Origin of the sequence: Pseudomonas sp. COR18 (genome assembly GCF_048568395.1) — a bacterium.
In the GTDB taxonomy this organism is placed as follows: Bacteria; Pseudomonadota; Gammaproteobacteria; order Pseudomonadales; family Pseudomonadaceae; genus Aquipseudomonas; species Aquipseudomonas fuscovaginae_B.
On record NZ_CP183808.1, the window covers coordinates 5,205,009 to 5,219,782 of the forward strand.

The 14,774-nt window shown below is 61.3% G+C and carries 10 protein-coding genes and 1 pseudogene; 2 read left to right on the forward strand and 9 right to left on the reverse strand.

Annotated features, from left to right (window positions below; all coding sequences use genetic code 11):
• Positions 1-26: 26 nt before the first annotated feature.
• The 7 genes from ACM62G_RS23985 to ACM62G_RS24015 all read right to left on the reverse strand — a co-directional run bounded on the left by ACM62G_RS23985 (position 27) and on the right by ACM62G_RS24015 (position 7,917).
• Positions 27-1,124 (reverse strand): carboxynorspermidine decarboxylase, encoded by a 1,098-nt coding sequence (locus ACM62G_RS23985; protein ID WP_054058111.1) that lies wholly within the window; start codon positions 1,122-1,124, stop codon positions 27-29.
• Positions 1,125-1,506: 382 nt separating this feature from the next.
• Positions 1,507-1,734 carry a hypothetical protein gene (locus ACM62G_RS23990; protein WP_054058110.1) on the reverse strand — a complete coding sequence of 76 codons (228 nt, stop codon included), beginning with the start codon at positions 1,732-1,734 and terminating at the stop codon, positions 1,507-1,509.
• A 72-nt stretch (positions 1,735-1,806) separates the two neighbouring features.
• Entirely contained in the window at positions 1,807-2,637 is an 831-nt protein-coding gene (locus ACM62G_RS23995) for a helix-turn-helix domain-containing protein (RefSeq protein ID WP_273822307.1), read from the reverse strand.
• A gap of 540 nt (positions 2,638-3,177) precedes the next feature.
• A complete protein-coding gene (locus tag ACM62G_RS24000; RefSeq protein WP_419735754.1) occupies positions 3,178-4,518 on the reverse strand; it encodes a diaminobutyrate--2-oxoglutarate transaminase family protein in 1,341 nt (446 codons plus the stop codon).
• A gap of 494 nt (positions 4,519-5,012) precedes the next feature.
• Positions 5,013-5,869 (reverse strand): IS5 family transposase gene (locus ACM62G_RS24005; RefSeq protein ID WP_419735755.1). Its coding sequence is split into 2 segments (ribosomal slippage): positions 5,013-5,515 and positions 5,515-5,869, totalling 858 coding nucleotides; the frame shifts between segments, so codons are not numbered across the junction.
• Positions 5,870-6,051: 182 nt separating this feature from the next.
• On the reverse strand, positions 6,052-6,867 hold the full coding sequence (locus tag ACM62G_RS24010) for a helix-turn-helix transcriptional regulator (RefSeq protein WP_419735756.1): 816 nt from the start codon (positions 6,865-6,867) through the stop codon (positions 6,052-6,054).
• Between the two features lie 165 nt (positions 6,868-7,032).
• A complete protein-coding gene (locus ACM62G_RS24015) occupies positions 7,033-7,917 on the reverse strand; it encodes a TauD/TfdA family dioxygenase (RefSeq protein WP_273822302.1) in 885 nt (294 codons plus the stop codon).
• 201 nt (positions 7,918-8,118) lie between these two features.
• Between ACM62G_RS24015 and ACM62G_RS24020 the strand changes: the two genes are divergently transcribed.
• Positions 8,119-9,069 carry a LysR family transcriptional regulator gene (locus ACM62G_RS24020; protein ID WP_054058105.1) on the forward strand — a complete coding sequence of 317 codons (951 nt, stop codon included), beginning with the start codon at positions 8,119-8,121 and terminating at the stop codon, positions 9,067-9,069.
• Between the two features lie 37 nt (positions 9,070-9,106).
• On the opposite strand, the gene ACM62G_RS24025 is transcribed toward ACM62G_RS24020, so the two are convergent.
• On the reverse strand, positions 9,107-10,549 hold the full coding sequence (locus ACM62G_RS24025) for an efflux transporter outer membrane subunit (protein WP_419737553.1): 1,443 nt from the start codon (positions 10,547-10,549) through the stop codon (positions 9,107-9,109).
• Positions 10,550-10,551: 2 nt separating this feature from the next.
• Complete coding sequence (locus ACM62G_RS24030) at positions 10,552-11,352, reverse strand: helix-turn-helix transcriptional regulator (RefSeq protein WP_054058103.1); 801 nt, start codon at positions 11,350-11,352, stop codon at positions 10,552-10,554.
• 499 nt (positions 11,353-11,851) lie between these two features.
• On the opposite strand from ACM62G_RS24030, the pseudogene ACM62G_RS24035 reads away from it, so the two are divergent.
• Positions 11,852-14,470, forward strand: a pseudogene (locus tag ACM62G_RS24035) (non-ribosomal peptide synthetase); the annotation flags it as partial.
• Positions 14,471-14,774: the final 304 nt, after the last annotated feature.

Below are 14,774 nucleotides of genomic sequence, written 5' to 3' on the forward strand. Positions count from 1 at the left end.
GCTCATTTCTCCTTGGGACGGCCAGCTTACGAGAGGCTGGACAGGTAATCGTCGTAGCTGAACTCACGAACCGTCTCGACGCTACCGTCGAGTTGTTTCACTACGATGGACGGCATTTTCAGGCCGTTGAACCAGTTTTTCTTGACCATTGTGTAGCCTGCCGCATCGATGAACGACAGTCGATCGCCGATGGCCAGCGGCCGATCGAAGGTGTATTCGCCGAAGATGTCACCCGCCAGGCAGGACTTGCCGCAGACCATGTAGGTGTGGCTGCCGTCGTTCGGCTCCATCTTGGCGTTGAGGCGGTAGATCAGCAGGTCGAGCATGTGCGCTTCGATCGAGCTGTCGACCACCGCCAGGTTCTTGCCGTTGTAGAGGGTGTCGAGCACGGTGACTTCCAGCGAGGCGCTCTGGGTGATCGCCGCTTCGCCCGGCTCCAGGTAGACCTGCACGCCGTACTTCTGCGAGAACGCCTTGAGCCGTGCGCAGAACGCATCCAGGGCGTAGCCTTCACCGGTGAAATGGATACCGCCGCCCAGGCTGACCCATTCGACCTTGTGCAGCAGGTGGCCGAAGCGTTCCTCGATGGTGCCCAGCATCTGGTCGAACAGGCCGAAGTCGCCGTTCTCGCAGTTGTTGTGGAACATGAAGCCGGAGATCTGCCCGATGACCTGCTCGATCTTCGCCGGGTCCCATTCGCCCAGGCGGCTGAACGGCCGGGCCGGGTCGGCCAGCAGGTAGTCGGAGCTGCTCACTTGCGGGTTGACCCGCAGACCGCGGGTCTTGCCCGCCGAGGCTTGGGCAAAGCGCTGCAACTGGCCGATGGAGTTGAAGATGATCTTGTCGCAGTTCTCCAGCATTTCGCCGATTTCGTCATCGGCCCAGGCCACGCTGTAGGCATGGGTTTCGCCGGCGAACTTCTGGCGGCCGAGCTTGAGCTCGTAGAGCGACGAGGACGTCGTGCCATCCATGTATTGCTGCATGAGGTCGAACACCGACCAGGTGGCGAAACACTTGAGCGCCAGGAGCGCCTTGGCCCCGGACTGTTCGCGCACGTAGGCGATCTTCTGCAGGTTGACCAGCAGTTTCTGCTTGTCGATGAGGTAGTACGGCGTCTTGATCATTTCGAGGCCTCCGGCAGGGCTAGCCAAAAAAAGGACGCGCATTGTGCCCTTAGTTGGTTCATATCGAAAGGTTATCGGGTGTATTTCGCCCATTGAGTGACTCGCACGGCTCTGCGGGCAGCCTGGACGCAGCGTGACGCGGGCCTGCCGCACCCTGGTTTTCGTTGGTGCGCACGGCCCTTGACGGACAGGACGCCGGGCTGCGGCCCGAGGCATCCGTGTTCCGGGTGCATGAAAAGCGAAAAGCCCGCCTGGTTCAGGAGCGGGCTTTCGGCAGATGGGTCAAATCCCTTTGACTGCGATCATTGTGTCTGGGGATTGTGACGATATCATGATTGACGGATGGCACCGTGGCAGCTCGCCAGGCGGCGGGTCGGGTGGTTCAGGACTCGGGGCGTTCCTGAGGGTCGCTCCTTCGCTGCGGCGCAGTGCCGACGTGCACCAGGTTGGCCTCGGCGAAGAAGCCCTGCACGGTACGGTGCTTGGCCTGGTACTCGCAGTGCACCAGGGTGCTGTCCGGCAACTGGCCGGCCTGGGCGGGTTGCTTGACCACCATCCGGATCCCTCCCGAACGCAGTCTTACGTGTTGGCCCGGCTCGAACTTGCTCATGGTTGTCGCTCCAGTAAGGACCCGCCTGCACGAGTGCGCAGAGCGGCGGCAGGGTAAACGCAAGGGTGACTGTCAGGCCTGCATGGGCACCGGGGTACCGACCATCCATTTGGCCAGCCCATGCCGGCCACTGACCCCCAGCTTGGCGGCAGCGCGCTTGAGATAGGTTTCGATGGAGCTGTTCTTGACGCACAGCTTTTCGGCCATCTCCGGCACGGTGCCGCCGTTGAGCAGGCCCAGGCAGACCTCCTGCTCGCGGACCGACAGGGTGATGTCGCACAGCGCCAGGCGTTCCTTGAAGTCACGCTGCAGAGACGTCAGTTCGTTTTCCGCGGCCGGGTTGGGCAGCCAGGTCCCGAGCTTCTGGAGCGACTGGCGGGTGATCTGGGCATGGCGCTCGATCAGCGGCAGGAGCGTTTCCGAGAGGCTCTTGAGGAACGACAGTTCCGTCAGGGAAAAGGTCTTCTGGTGCAGCGGGCGATACAACGAGATCAGGCTGCGGCGGTTGCTCTTGAGCGACACCAGGCAGCACTGGTGGTACTCGGCATGGCTGCGCGGTTTGCCGGCCACGGCAGGCCTGGCGTTCACCTGGATCAGCAAGGGGTGATCCATCTCGAGGATGTCCTTGCTCAGCGGGTGTTCGCTCGGGTGCCTGACGTTGCTCGGCGGCGGAATGTCTTCCGGCTCGCCGGCCCCGCCCATCAGGCGGATGTCGACGACACGGCCCTGGCGGTCGTCGACGGTCCATTCGCTCAACTCCACCGCATTGACCGGCACCAGTTGCGTGACCAGGCGATAGAGACCCTCGGCGAAGTGTTGCTGACCTACATTGAGGACCAGTTCGCCCAGTTCGTGATAGAAGCGGGCACTTTCCAAATTCAGGATACTGCTGGTTCGGTTCATTCCTGTTTACCTGTTCAGGTGCAGCACCCTGGCAACCTTCCAAAGACCGTTGCCATACGGTGCAAGCCCTACGTTCCTACGACTTCACGAAGCGATTCAGCAATTGGAATGAATTTGAATCCATATGGGAATCGAGTGTCTGTAGCGGAATTCTGGGACAGAAAAGACGCGGAATCGACGCCAAAAACCTGGCTCTTTATATGATGAATATATTCAAAAGGGTGGAAACGCTCCCTGGGAAGACCTTTTGGGAATATCAATGTATTGATTTGAAAGAATATTTCTGGGCGGAGGGGCTGGACTAAGAGATGACATTTTTGTTACAGGGTTATTGTTGTAAGTCATCGCTTACATGAAGAACTGTTATTTTTCCGTCTATATGTATGAATATGCCTACAACCTCTGCGCAAGGAAAATGGCCCGAAACCCCGCCATCCATGACGTTCGCGTACGAAGTTGAACGCTGTTGGATGTTGCCGCGCCGGGCGGCGGCGGCAAGGCGGGGATCCGGGCCGGATCGTAGGGGCTGGAGACCGGGGGTCAGGCGATCTCGCCGAGCACGTGCCGGCGTTTGTCGCAGGTCTTGCGTACCGCCTGTTCGAAGCGCTCGAGCACCTGGCCAATATCGGCCTCGGTGATGTTCAGCGGCGGCAGCAAGCGCAGCACCGCACCGTGGCGGCCACCGGTTTCGATCACCAGACCGTTCTCGAAGCAGTTGAGCTTGATCTCCCGTGCGCGCTGACCATCACCCGGGCCGGCACGCCCGCCGACGCCGGGGCGGGTGATTTCGACGCCGAGCATCAGGCCACGCCCGCGCACGTCGCCAATGAAGTCATGGCGCTGGGCAATCTGTTTCAGGCCATTCTCGAGTATCTGGCCCATCGCCGAGGCGTTGGCCTCCAGTCGGTTTTCGCGGATATGGCGCATGGTCGCGGCGCCGGCGACCATCGCCAATTGGTTGCCGCGGAAGGTTCCGGCGTGGGTGCCCGGGCCCCAGGTGTCGAGGTGCTCGGCATAGACGATAACCGACAGTGGGTAGCCGCCACCGATGGCCTTGGACAACACCAGGATATCCGGGACGATGCCCGCCTGTTCCAGGGCGAAGGTGGTGCCGGTTCGGCCGAGACCGGTCTGGACTTCATCGATGATCAGCAGGATTTCCTGTTCGAGGGTGATTGCCCGCAGTTCCCGCAGCCAGTTGGCCGACGCCGGGATGCAGCCACCTTCGCCCTGGACGACTTCCACGATCACCGCCGCCGGCTTGGTCACACCGCCCTCGGGGTCGCAGAGCACATTGCGGATGTAGTCGATGGACAACTGCTCGGTGTGTTCGCCGCTGGTGCCGAAAGGGCAACGGAAGCGGTAGGGGAAGGGCAGGAAGTGGGTGTCCTGGGCGACGATGCCATGGTTGCTCTTGGGGCGCAGATTGCCCATGGCCGACAAGGCACCGGCGGTCATGCCATGGTAGCCGCCCTGGAACGCCATCAGGGCCGAACGCCGGGTGTAGTGGCGGGCGAGCTTGATGGCGGCTTCGACGGCATCCGAGCCGGTGGGCCCGCAGAACAGTATCTTGCTGGTGTTGCGCATGGTGTCGGGCAGCAGTGAAAACAGTTCCTGGACAAACGCGTACTTGGCCGGTGTCGCCAGATCCAGGCCTTGCTGCAGGTGATCGCCGGCGAGGAACTCCATGACTGCGGCCTTGACCGGCGGCGGGTTGTGACCCAAGGCCAGGGTTCCGGCGTTGGACAGGCAATCGAGGTATTCCTTGCCATGGGCGTCCCTGATCCGCATGCCCTTGCCGCTGACGAACAGTTGCTGGAATGTCGCTGCATAAGTGCGCGCATTCGACTCGACTTTCCTGAGGTAGCTGAGTTCTTCCATTACTTGATCACCCTATGACGGTTGGTGAAACAACAGGTTGCCAACAGATAGCGCTGCTCGCGCATAACAAATCCCGAATGAAGGTTCAGTCGAGTGATGTAACGCTCATGTATTCCTGCAACTGTCGAGCGACAGCCGGGTCGCCGCCGGTATCGATAAGGCCGGTTTGATTCAAGCCGGGCGGGCTTCGATGAACAGATGGCGATTCATGATCTTGCGATGCTGTAGAGGGGCGTGCAAATGTTTCATCGGGAAGTTGTCCCGGTATTGGATGGCAGTCGCCCGGTTATTTCATGCCAGCTGACGGGAGGGATTTAGACTGGCTGTCCGGTGTGCCCGCCAGGGGGCTCTCGGGTATAGACGGGAAAGACTTGGGATGTCATCAGCGAAGTGGAACTTTCCAGGCCTGGAAAAGTCCCGCAAGGCTGATGGGGAGAAAAATCGTTCAGCAGAAATTCATTTGCAAAGTTGTAGCGAAAGGGTTCTTTCAGACTCTAGGCTCTGTCTGAAAAAAGCCGTCGCATACACCGCAAGACACAAGCCAGCGAGACCATCGCTGCATAACTTTTTGCGAGCTTGTCGAAGCGCGTGACGATTCGGCGGTTCTCTTTCAGCCAGCCAAACATGCGTTCGATGATGTTGCGCTGTCGGTATTTGGGCCGGTCGAACAGTCTGGGTAAGCCAGGCTTGGGCTTGCGCTTCATCGAACGCAGTGGGATGACGGGTTGCATTCGATATTGGTCGCAGTAGCGGCGTAGCGCTTCGGCGTCGTAGCCCTTATCGGCAAGCAGCCATTTACAGCGCTTGCGCGGGCGCCCACGTTGGCTCGATGGAATGCTGACTCCGTCCAACAGTGGTTGTGCGTAGCTGGTGTCACTGGCTTGACCGCCAGAGAGGAGAAAGCGCAACGGTATCCCGTTGGCGTCGCAGAGCATGTGGATTTTGGTTGTCAGGCCGCCACGACTGCGGCCTAGAGCGTGATCGGTAGGCTCGTCAGCCCCCCTTTTTTCCGCGCTCCAGATGAAGCACGGGTTGCTCTAACAGCGGTCGAATCGATCATCCAGGTGCGGGGGTCGATCAAGCCTTTGTCATTAAGTCTGAGGTGCAATCGTCTGAGCATCTGATCGAATGTTCCGCGGTTTCGCCAGACTCGGAAGCGGTGATAGACCGTCGCCCAAGACCCGAAACGCTCGGGCATATCTCGCCAGGCTGCTCCTGAACAAAGTACCCAGAGCACACCATCGAGCATCAAGCGATCACTGCTGCGGGGCCGGCCCCTGACGTGAGCTGCCGTAAAGAGATCGGCGACCACCGCCCACGCTTCATCCGAGAGCTCATAACGCTTTGCCATCACAGAATTCCTTTCCGTAGATGGTCGGCGACTGTACAGAGCCCAGGCTGTTCTGAGGCCACATTTCAGTTTCTTGGGATTTCAGACAGAGCCTAGGGGCAGCATCGATACAGCGACTTCGAGCGTTCTGCGGGTACTGCGCAAGGCGCCCGCGGGATGGCCCGCCGGGTGGCCTGCGTGAGTCACCCGGCGGTGCGTTCGCAGGCGTGCATCCAGCGGATCAGCGAATGGCGCCCGCTTATTCCCATCTTGATGGCGGCCCGTTTGAGGTAGCTTTCCACCGTATTGACCCCCAGGCCCAGGTGTTTTGCCAGCTCTGGCCCGGTCAGGCCGGCGAGCAGGCCGACGCAGATTTCGGTTTCCCGCGATGACAGTTTCAAGCCGGACTGGGACAGACGCAGGTCGAAGCGCTGGCGCAGGCTTTCGATACCACGGTGGTACTGGCCATCCAGATCAAAGACCGGTTCCTCGCGGCGACGGGCGGGTTGGCGAATGGTGCTGATATGTTTTTCCACCAGGGGCAGCAGCAAGTGGGAGAAGTTATGCAGGGAGGAGCGTTCCTGTGCTGAAAAGTGCTGCGAAGGATTGCAGCGATACAGCGAGATAACGTAGCGGTAGTCTTTCTTGTTGCTGCTCAAGTGCAGTTCAGCGGAATTGTCTGAAGAGAAATCATGCTCCTGGGGGATGCTCTGTCGGCAAGTAGCGAAGCTGGCCAGGCGTTGTGTCGAGTTGTATCCGGCGAGTAAGTCGTCAGTCAATGAGATCGGCGGGGAGGTGTCTGCAGAGGTCCAGTTTGTGTCACGATTTTTATTGTCGAAAGATACTTTCGAGAGGTTGTCTGAAAGATTGCCGATCGGTTCTGCAGGGAACTGGGTAATATGCGTGGCGTCCACTGGAAGGTGGGTCAGAATCAGATCGTGAAGCAGGCGTGGAAAGTGGCTGCTGCCGGTACTTGCAATAACTTTTCCAATGTGTGGGAACAACTTCTGTGCGTTCATCGACTTTACCCGTGTGTCGCCATTTTTCTGTTTAAGGCATAAAAACTCATTACCGATAGAGGGGTCATGAACAGCGAATGCCCCTTGCCACGGCACAATGAATTGTTCACGCCGCCAGTGATTTCAGGCTGTCGTCCGGCACCCCGTGGTCCGGGTCCGTCGTCTTCATGAAGGTGTTACCAGCGTCAGCCGTGGCTTGTGCTTGCGAGCTGGCGTGGTGTGCTCGGTGGACATGACGAAGGTTCTTTGAATCCAGCGATCGCGCCCATCGAGTTGCGCGGAGAAGGCGCTGCGGGCGTGTGCGGTTTTGCGGTTATCGATCACCAGCAGGTCGCCGGCTTGGAGGGCCACCGGCTGGGCCACTTCCCAGGCCACGCGGCGCAGGTGCTGCATCTTGTCTTGCGCCCGGCCGCTGGCGGCGACCATGAAGTGCGGGTCGAAACGGAAGGAGGGCCATTGCGGATTGCCGTACAGCACGGTCTGCTTCCTGTTTATATCGATTCGACAGTTCTTTTCTTTCACGCCGTAATCAGAAAGGAAGTTATATTTTTCGGTTTGAAAGAATTCGATATCCGCGGCACTCAGACGATCGAGAATGTTATCGACCGAACTGATATAGGTGATGGCTTGTGCCGCAGGATCCTGACGCAGGCAGAGGAGAATCAGATAGTCCGGCGACTGGTCGTGGAAGGCATTCTCGGTGTGCAGGTCGAGTTCGGTGTCATAGCTGTCGGAAGTTGCTTGTGCGGAGAACTTCTTTTGCGGGAAAAAATTGTTTACGAGAGCTCCGTCAGACTCTTGAATATAGCCTATTGGCTCCCCTAGTATGCTTGTTGCTGATAGAATTGTTTGTTCGCTGATGTTGCACTTCTTATCTAGCGCGGAACGATCCGTAGGAGTTGGGGGGATGTCGCCGATGGGCTGATTTTTCAGGACTATATAACCGCTTTTGTTACTGTTCAGGCGGAAATCCAGCAGCGTGGATTGGGTTTCCGGGCTCAGCTTTTCAGCCAGGGTAGTAGCGGGCAGTAGAAGGGTGGAATTGCGCATGTCGAGTGTTCTTCTGTGTGGAGTTCGTGGGTCGTTTCAGGCTGGTAAAAGGGATCGCGGCAGGCATCTCTTTGTGCGCAATTTGTATTTTTGGGATTGGTCTGTGCGCCGATTCTTATAGTTAGTTGGCTCTCTTATGAATGTTCGAAATTATCCAGCAGTTCTTTATCTTGAAAAAACAGAAAATAGGGATGGGTAAGGATGAGTATTTATCATGATCCGTACGGTGAAGTTCTCAACCGCTTGCCGCCGCTGTACGCCTTGCGCGCTTTTGAACTGGCGGCTCGTTTCAGTTCCTTTACCACTGCGGCGGATCATCTGTGTATTACCCAGAGTGCCGTGAGTCGGCACGTTCGAACTTTGGAAGAACACTTCGGTTGTTCTTTGTTCGAGCGCAAGGGACCGAAGATCTTTCTGACTGACGCGGGTCGACTATTGGCCCAGGAACTGAAAATAGGTTTCAGGATCATCGAACATGCCTGTCTCTCCACCGCGCGCAAGGAACAGGCACTGCGACTCAAGGCGCCTTCCACATTGACCATGCGCTGGCTGTTGAATGTGCTGGACGGATTCAATGAGTTGCATCCCGACGATCAGGTGCAATTGACCAGCGAATGGATGGATGTCGATTTCGTCGACTTCGACTCAGAGCCTTTCGACTGTGCGGTGTTATTGGGCTCGGGTGTGTTTCCGGGAGACTGGAACTACATCAAGCTGTTTGACGAGTGGCTGGTCCCCGTCTGTTCTCCGCAACTGATCGAGCGCCTGGAACTACAGGGCGGTCATATTTTCTCCGCCGGACTGATTCATCCTTCCCGGGACCGTCGCGACTGGCAGCGCTGGCTGGAAAGTACCGGGCTGATCGGGGCCGTGTCCTGGCAGAAGGGCAAGATCTTCGACACCCTGGAACTGGGCATTTCCGCCGCTATCCAGGGGCATGGCATTTCCATCGGTGACCTCGCGCTGGTCGGCGACGAATTGCTCAAGGGCGCCCTGATGCTGCCATCGAAAAAAGCCGTGCGTACCGGCGACAGCTACTATCTGGTCTGGCCCGACCGGGCTCGTGACAACAAGATGCTGGGGATGCTGAAAAACCATCTTTGCGAAAACGTCCCCAAGATCGATCGGGTGGACATGGAATTTCTGGACTGAAAGAGGGCGGCAGCGTGAGCGGGGCCGCCCCCCGGATTCAGAGCCGTGCATCGGACAGTGCCAGGTTGTTGGCCGGCTGTGCCCAGGGCCCACCCAGTGCAGTGTACAGGTTGACCTGGGCCACCAGTTGCGCCAACCGGTCGTTGATCAGTCCCTGCTGGGCGGTGAACAGCGAACGCTGGGCGTCGAGGAATACCAGGCTGCTGTCGACTCCGGTGCGATAGCGGCGTTGAGCCAGGTCGTAGTAGTTTTGCGTCGCCTCCACCAGGTCGCGTTGGGCACTGAGCTGTTCGTGGTAGGTCTGGCGAGCCGCCAGTCCATCGGCGACTTCCTGGAAGGCGGTCTGGATCGATTTCTCGTACTGCGCCACCAGCATGTCTTTCTGCAACTTGGCGTAATCCAGGCTGGCCCGCAGGGCGCCGGCGTTGAAGATCGGCAGGTTGATCTGCGGTTGGAAGGTCCAGCCGCCGGAGCCGGCCTCGAACAGCCCGGACAGTTCCTTGCTCGAAGTGCCGGTGCTGGCGGTCAGCGTCACGCTGGGGAAGAACGCCGCCCGGGCCGCGCCGATATTGGCGTTGGCCGCCTTGAGCTTGTATTCCGCCTGGAGGATATCCGGGCGCCGCTGCAACAGATCCGATGGCAGGCCCGCCGGGACCTGCGCGACCAGGTCATTGGCCAGCGGCAGGCCGGGCAGGGTATCGGGCACCGGTCCGCCGACCAGCAGGGTCAGGTTGTTCAGGTCCTGGGCCACCAGGCGCTGGTAGCGGGCCACGCTGGCGCGGGCGCTTTCGACGCTGGTCTGGGCCTGGAGCGTATCGAGGGTCGACATCTTGCCAGCGTCGCGGTTGTGTCGGGTCAGGCTCAGGCTTTCCTCGTCGGCCTGCAGGGTCTTGCGGCTCAGCGCCAGCAGTTCCTGGTCGGCGCGCCAGGTCAGGTAGGCGTTGGCAACGTTCGCCACCAGGCTGAGGTGGGTGCTGCGGCGGGCCTCCTCGGTGGCCAGGTAGTTGGCCATCGCCTGGTCGGTGAGGCTGCGTACCCGGCCGAACAGGTCCAGTTCATAGGCGCTGATGCCCAGGTTCGCCGAATAGGTCGAGGTGATCGCCGACTTGTTGGTGCCGGTCAGGCTGCCGGGTACGCGCTGGCGGGTACCGCTGCCATTGGCGGACACCGCCGGGAACAGGTCGGCCCGCTGGATCCGGTACTGTGCCTGGAAGGCTTCCACGTTCAGCGCGGCCACGCGCAGGTCGCGGTTGTTGTCCAGGGCCTGGGCGATCAGCTGGCGCATCGACGGGTCCTGGAACACCCGTTGCCAGTCGGCGCCCGCCGCGACCTGGGCGTCGGCCGCGGATGGCGCTGCGTAGGCCGGCCCCGACGGAAACTGTGCGGCACTGGGTGAGGCAGGTTGCCGATACTCCGGTATCAGCGAGCAGCCGCCGAGCAGCAGTGCCATGAGCAGCAGGGGGATCGGCGACTTGTTCATTTTCACGCTCGGGCCATCCATCGTGCGAGTCCGTGTCGGCCGCTGACACCCAGTTTGCTGGCGGCACGCTTGAGGTAGGTTTCGATCGAACTGTTCTTCACGCAAAGCTGTTCGGCCAGGCGCGGAATGGTGCCGCCGCTGAGCAGCCCGAGACAGACCTCCTTTTCCCTGGCCGAGAGCACGACCTGCTCCAGCGCCAGACGCTCGTCGAAGGCCTGCTCCAGTGGCTTGTGTTCCAGCTCGACGTCAGCCGCGGGCGGGGTATTCATCACGGCTCTCGCGGCCGTCTGCCGGCTGATCCAGGCGTGCCGTTCGGTCAGCGGCAGCAAGGTATCGGAGAGGTTCTTGAGGAACGACAGTTCGCTCAGGGAAAACACCGGCCGCACCTGCGGGCGGCAGAACGAGATGACCCAGCGCCGATTGGCGGTGCGCGAGACCAGGTTGCACTGGTGGTTGTTGTCCCGGGTGCCTCGGCTACCGGCATTCATCTGGATCAGCAGCGAGTCGTCCATCCCGGTCATCCTTTCCAGCAGCGGACTGTTATCGTGATGGTGCAGTACGGCGGCGGGCGCAGGGTCCTGTTCGAGGGCGGCGCAACCCAGAGGCTTGATATCGAGCACGCTGGCCTGGCGCTCGTCGAGTGTCCACTCGCTGAGTTCGACCAGGTCCACCGGCACCAGCTTGTCCACCAGCCGCAGCATGTTGGCGGCGAAGTGATCGTTGCCGGTACTGGAAATCAGCTCCCCCAGTTCACAGTAGAAGTGGGAGTTTTCAAGGTTCGTCATGCTACTGCCAAGACTCATATCGTCATCATCCTTGAGCCGGACCCGGGCGGGAGTGCTCTGGCATCCGTGTTTGCAAGCAAGCCTCTTCTCCCTGAAGAGGATTACGGACCGGATTTAATCTTATACATCAGTCTGGCGTCTGTAATGGAAAACCGGGACACAAAATGACATGGAAAAACCCTGGGCTGCGCGGGCATTGCTGGAGATGAAAGCCCCGGCGTCTAGGCCGCCACTGTTTGAGTCTGAAAAATAACTCTTTGATTTTTAAAGGCTATTTTGATCGGCTTGGTTGCTGCGCCGAATTGTCTTACCCAGGTTTGTAGCTGATTTCCTACAGCGACTTGGGCTGATGTACTCGGGGGATTCGAGCAAGCCGTGGCCGGCGAATCCGTCCACACTGGCCCGGATGAGTACGCCAGCGATCAGCGCCTGCTCATCGTGTCGTCTTCGCCGACAGCGCGTGGTGATCGAGGGATCACCGCCTGGATTTTCCCTGCCAATACAACGAGAAGGATCTATGGAAAGGTTTTTTTCACCGGCCGCCGCCGAGGCTGCCCGTCCGGCTTCCGTGCCTTACCCGCTCACCGCCGCTCAACAGGATATCTGGCTGGACCAGTCGAGTCGGGGTGATTCGCCGTTGTACAACATTGGCGGTTATGTCGAGTTGCGTGGCGCGGTGGATCCGTCGCTGCTGCGAAGCGCGATCGAGTCCCTGGTACAGCGTCACGATGCCCTGCGCACGGTGCTGCAGCCCGGCACCGACGGCCTGCCGCAGCAGCGGTTTGTCGAGCGGCTGGAGGTACGGGTCCCCCTGTATTGCTTCGCCGACCATGCCGAGCCGCTGGCCGCCGCGCTGGAGCGGGTCGAGCAAGAGATGGCCCAGGTCTATCCGCTGGATGGTTCACCGCTGTTCCGGTTTTTCCTGATGCGCCTGAGTGACGACCACTACCTGCTGGGCACCCAGGCGCACCACCTGATTCTCGACGGCTGGGGTTTTGGCCAGATGCTCGCGGACCTGGGGCGGATCTACAGCGCCCTGGTGCGGGGCGAGGAGGTCGCCGACGCGGCGGCCTCCTATGTCGACTTCATCGAGGAGGACCGGCTCTACCAGGCCTCGCCGCGTTACCTGCGCGATCGCGACTATTGGCTCGACAAGTACCGCACGCTCCCCGAGCCCATGCTGCTGCCCCGTCATCGCGAGCGTCCGCTCGCGGGTACGCCACCCGGCGACAGCGTGGTGCAGGCATTCCCCACGGCGTTGCACGAGCGCATGCAGAACCTGGCGAAGGTCTGCCAGGCCTCGACCTTTCATGTCTGGCTGGCTGCGCTGTATCTGTGCTTTACCCGCAGCCACCAGCGCGACGAGTGGGTGGTCGGGTTGCCGATCCTCAATCGCAGCCATGCCCGCTTCAAGGCGACCGTGGGGCTGTTCGCCCAGGTCAGCCCGACGCGGCTGGCATTCCCTGACGACACGCCGTTCGGCGAACTGGTGCGGGGTATCGGCCAGGTGCTGCGACAGGACCTGCGTCACCAGCGCTTTCCCTTGAGCGAACTCAATCGCGGCCTGGGCCTGCTGCGTGAGGACCGCGCGCAACTGTTCGAGGTGTCGGTGTCCTATGAACAGGATGACCATGACTACCGTTATGGGCAGGTGCCGGCACACACGGTCAAGGTTTCCAACCGTCATGAATCGATGCCGCTGGCGATTCACCTGCGCAGCAATCGCTTCAACGACCGGGTCTGGATGCATTGCGTCTACGACGCGGCGTACTTCGAGGCGGGGGAGGTCGAGGCGCTGGCCGCGCGGGTCATCCATGTGCTCGAACAGGGCCTGGCGAATGCCAGGCTGCCGTTGGCCGCCTTCTCCCTGCTCGCACCACAGGAAGCTGGGCGGCTGGCGCAGTGGAACGACAGCGTGGCCGACTACCGCCACGACGTGACCCTTCACCGGCGTATCGAGGAGCAGGCCGCCGCCCGCCCCGAGGCCGTGGCGGCGGTGCACCAGGGCCGTTCGCTGAGCTATGCCGAGCTGAACCGGCGCGCCAACGCCCTGGCCGCCCACCTGCAGGAGCTGGGTGTGCGCCCTGACGACCGGGTGGCGATCGTCGCCCGGCGCGGGCTGGAGACGCTGGTGGCGCTGCTGGCCATCCTCAAGTCCGGGGCGGCCTATGTCCCGGTCGACCCGAGCCATCCCGACGAGCGTCTGCGCTACCTGCTCGATGACAGCGCGCCGGTGGCGGTACTGGCCCAGCGCGAACTGCTGGCGCGCCTGTCGCCTTCACCGGTGCCCCTGATCGAACTGGACAGCCAGCGCTGGCACGCCGGCAGCGATGCCAATCCGCAGGTTGCCGGGCTCGGTGCGCAGCACCTGGCCTATGTGATCTATACCTCCGGCTCCACCGGCCTGCCCAAGGGAGTGATGGTCGAACACCGGACGCTGTCCAACCTGGTGGACTGGCACAACCGTGCCTTCGACCTCGGTCGGCACAGCCACGTCTCCAGCCTGGCCGGGTTCGGCTTCGACGCCATGGCCTGGGAGATCTGGCCGACGCTTTGCGCCGGGGCGACCCTGCACCTGGCGCCGGTGTCCGCGGGGGCCGAGGACCTCGACGCGCTACTGGCCTGGTGGTGCGCGCAGCCGCTGGATATCAGTTTCCTGCCCACGCCGGTGGCTGAATACGCCTTCAGCCGCGAGCTGGACCACCCGACCCTGCGCACCCTGCTGATCGGTGGCGATCGCCTGCGCCAGTTCAGCCAGGCCCGACGCTTCGCCGTGGTCAACAATTATGGCCCGACCGAGACCACGGTGGTCGCCACCTCCGGCACCCTGTCGCCCGGCCGGGTGCTGCCGATCGGCCGGCCGGTGGCCAACACGCGGATCTATCTGCTCGATGAGCAGCGGCGCCTGCTGCCGATCGGCGCTACCGGCGAGTTGTACATCGGCGGAGCCGGAGTGGCGCGGGGCTACCTGAACCGTGCCGAGCTGACCGCCGAGCGTTTTCTGGACGACCCCTACAGCGACGAGCCGGGAGCGCGCATGTACCGCACCGGCGACCTGGCGCGCTGGCGCCAGGACGGCAGCCTGGAATATCTGGGGCGCAACGATGACCAGGTGAAGATCCGCGGTGTGCGGGTCGAACTGGGCGAGATCGAGGCCGCGGTGGCCAGCCATCCGGCAGTGCGCGAAGCGGTGGTGCAACTGCGCGACGGGCGCCTGCTGGCCTGGTTCATCGCCGATCGGGCGCTGCCTGCGCAGACCCTGCACGGCCATTTGCAGGGCCAACTGCCGGGGCACCTGCTGCCGAGCGCCTACGTGCAACTGCACGCCTGGCCACTGACGGCCAACGGCAAGCTTGACCGCCGGGCCCTGCCGGCCCCGGACAGCGAGGCGCTGGTCAGCCGCGAGTACCAGGCGCCCGAGGGGCGGTCGAAGCCACCCT

Bases quoted from the DNA above. Each gene is read 5' to 3' on its own strand.
- ACM62G_RS23985 (WP_054058111.1), bottom strand. From the start codon at position 1,124: ATGATCAAGACGCCGTACTACCTCATCGACAAGCAGAAACTGCTGGTC.
- ACM62G_RS23990 (WP_054058110.1), bottom strand. From the start codon at position 1,734: ATGAGCAAGTTCGAGCCGGGCCAACACGTAAGACTGCGTTCGGGAGGG.
- ACM62G_RS23995 (WP_273822307.1), bottom strand. From the start codon at position 2,637: ATGAACCGAACCAGCAGTATCCTGAATTTGGAAAGTGCCCGCTTCTAT.
- ACM62G_RS24000 (WP_419735754.1), bottom strand. From the start codon at position 4,518: ATGGAAGAACTCAGCTACCTCAGGAAAGTCGAGTCGAATGCGCGCACT.
- ACM62G_RS24010 (WP_419735756.1), bottom strand. From the start codon at position 6,867: ATGAACGCACAGAAGTTGTTCCCACACATTGGAAAAGTTATTGCAAGT.
- ACM62G_RS24015 (WP_273822302.1), bottom strand. From the start codon at position 7,917: ATGCGCAATTCCACCCTTCTACTGCCCGCTACTACCCTGGCTGAAAAG.
- ACM62G_RS24020 (WP_054058105.1), top strand. From the start codon at position 8,119: ATGAGTATTTATCATGATCCGTACGGTGAAGTTCTCAACCGCTTGCCG.
- ACM62G_RS24025 (WP_419737553.1), bottom strand. From the start codon at position 10,549: ATGAACAAGTCGCCGATCCCCCTGCTGCTCATGGCACTGCTGCTCGGC.
- ACM62G_RS24030 (WP_054058103.1), bottom strand. From the start codon at position 11,352: ATGAGTCTTGGCAGTAGCATGACGAACCTTGAAAACTCCCACTTCTAC.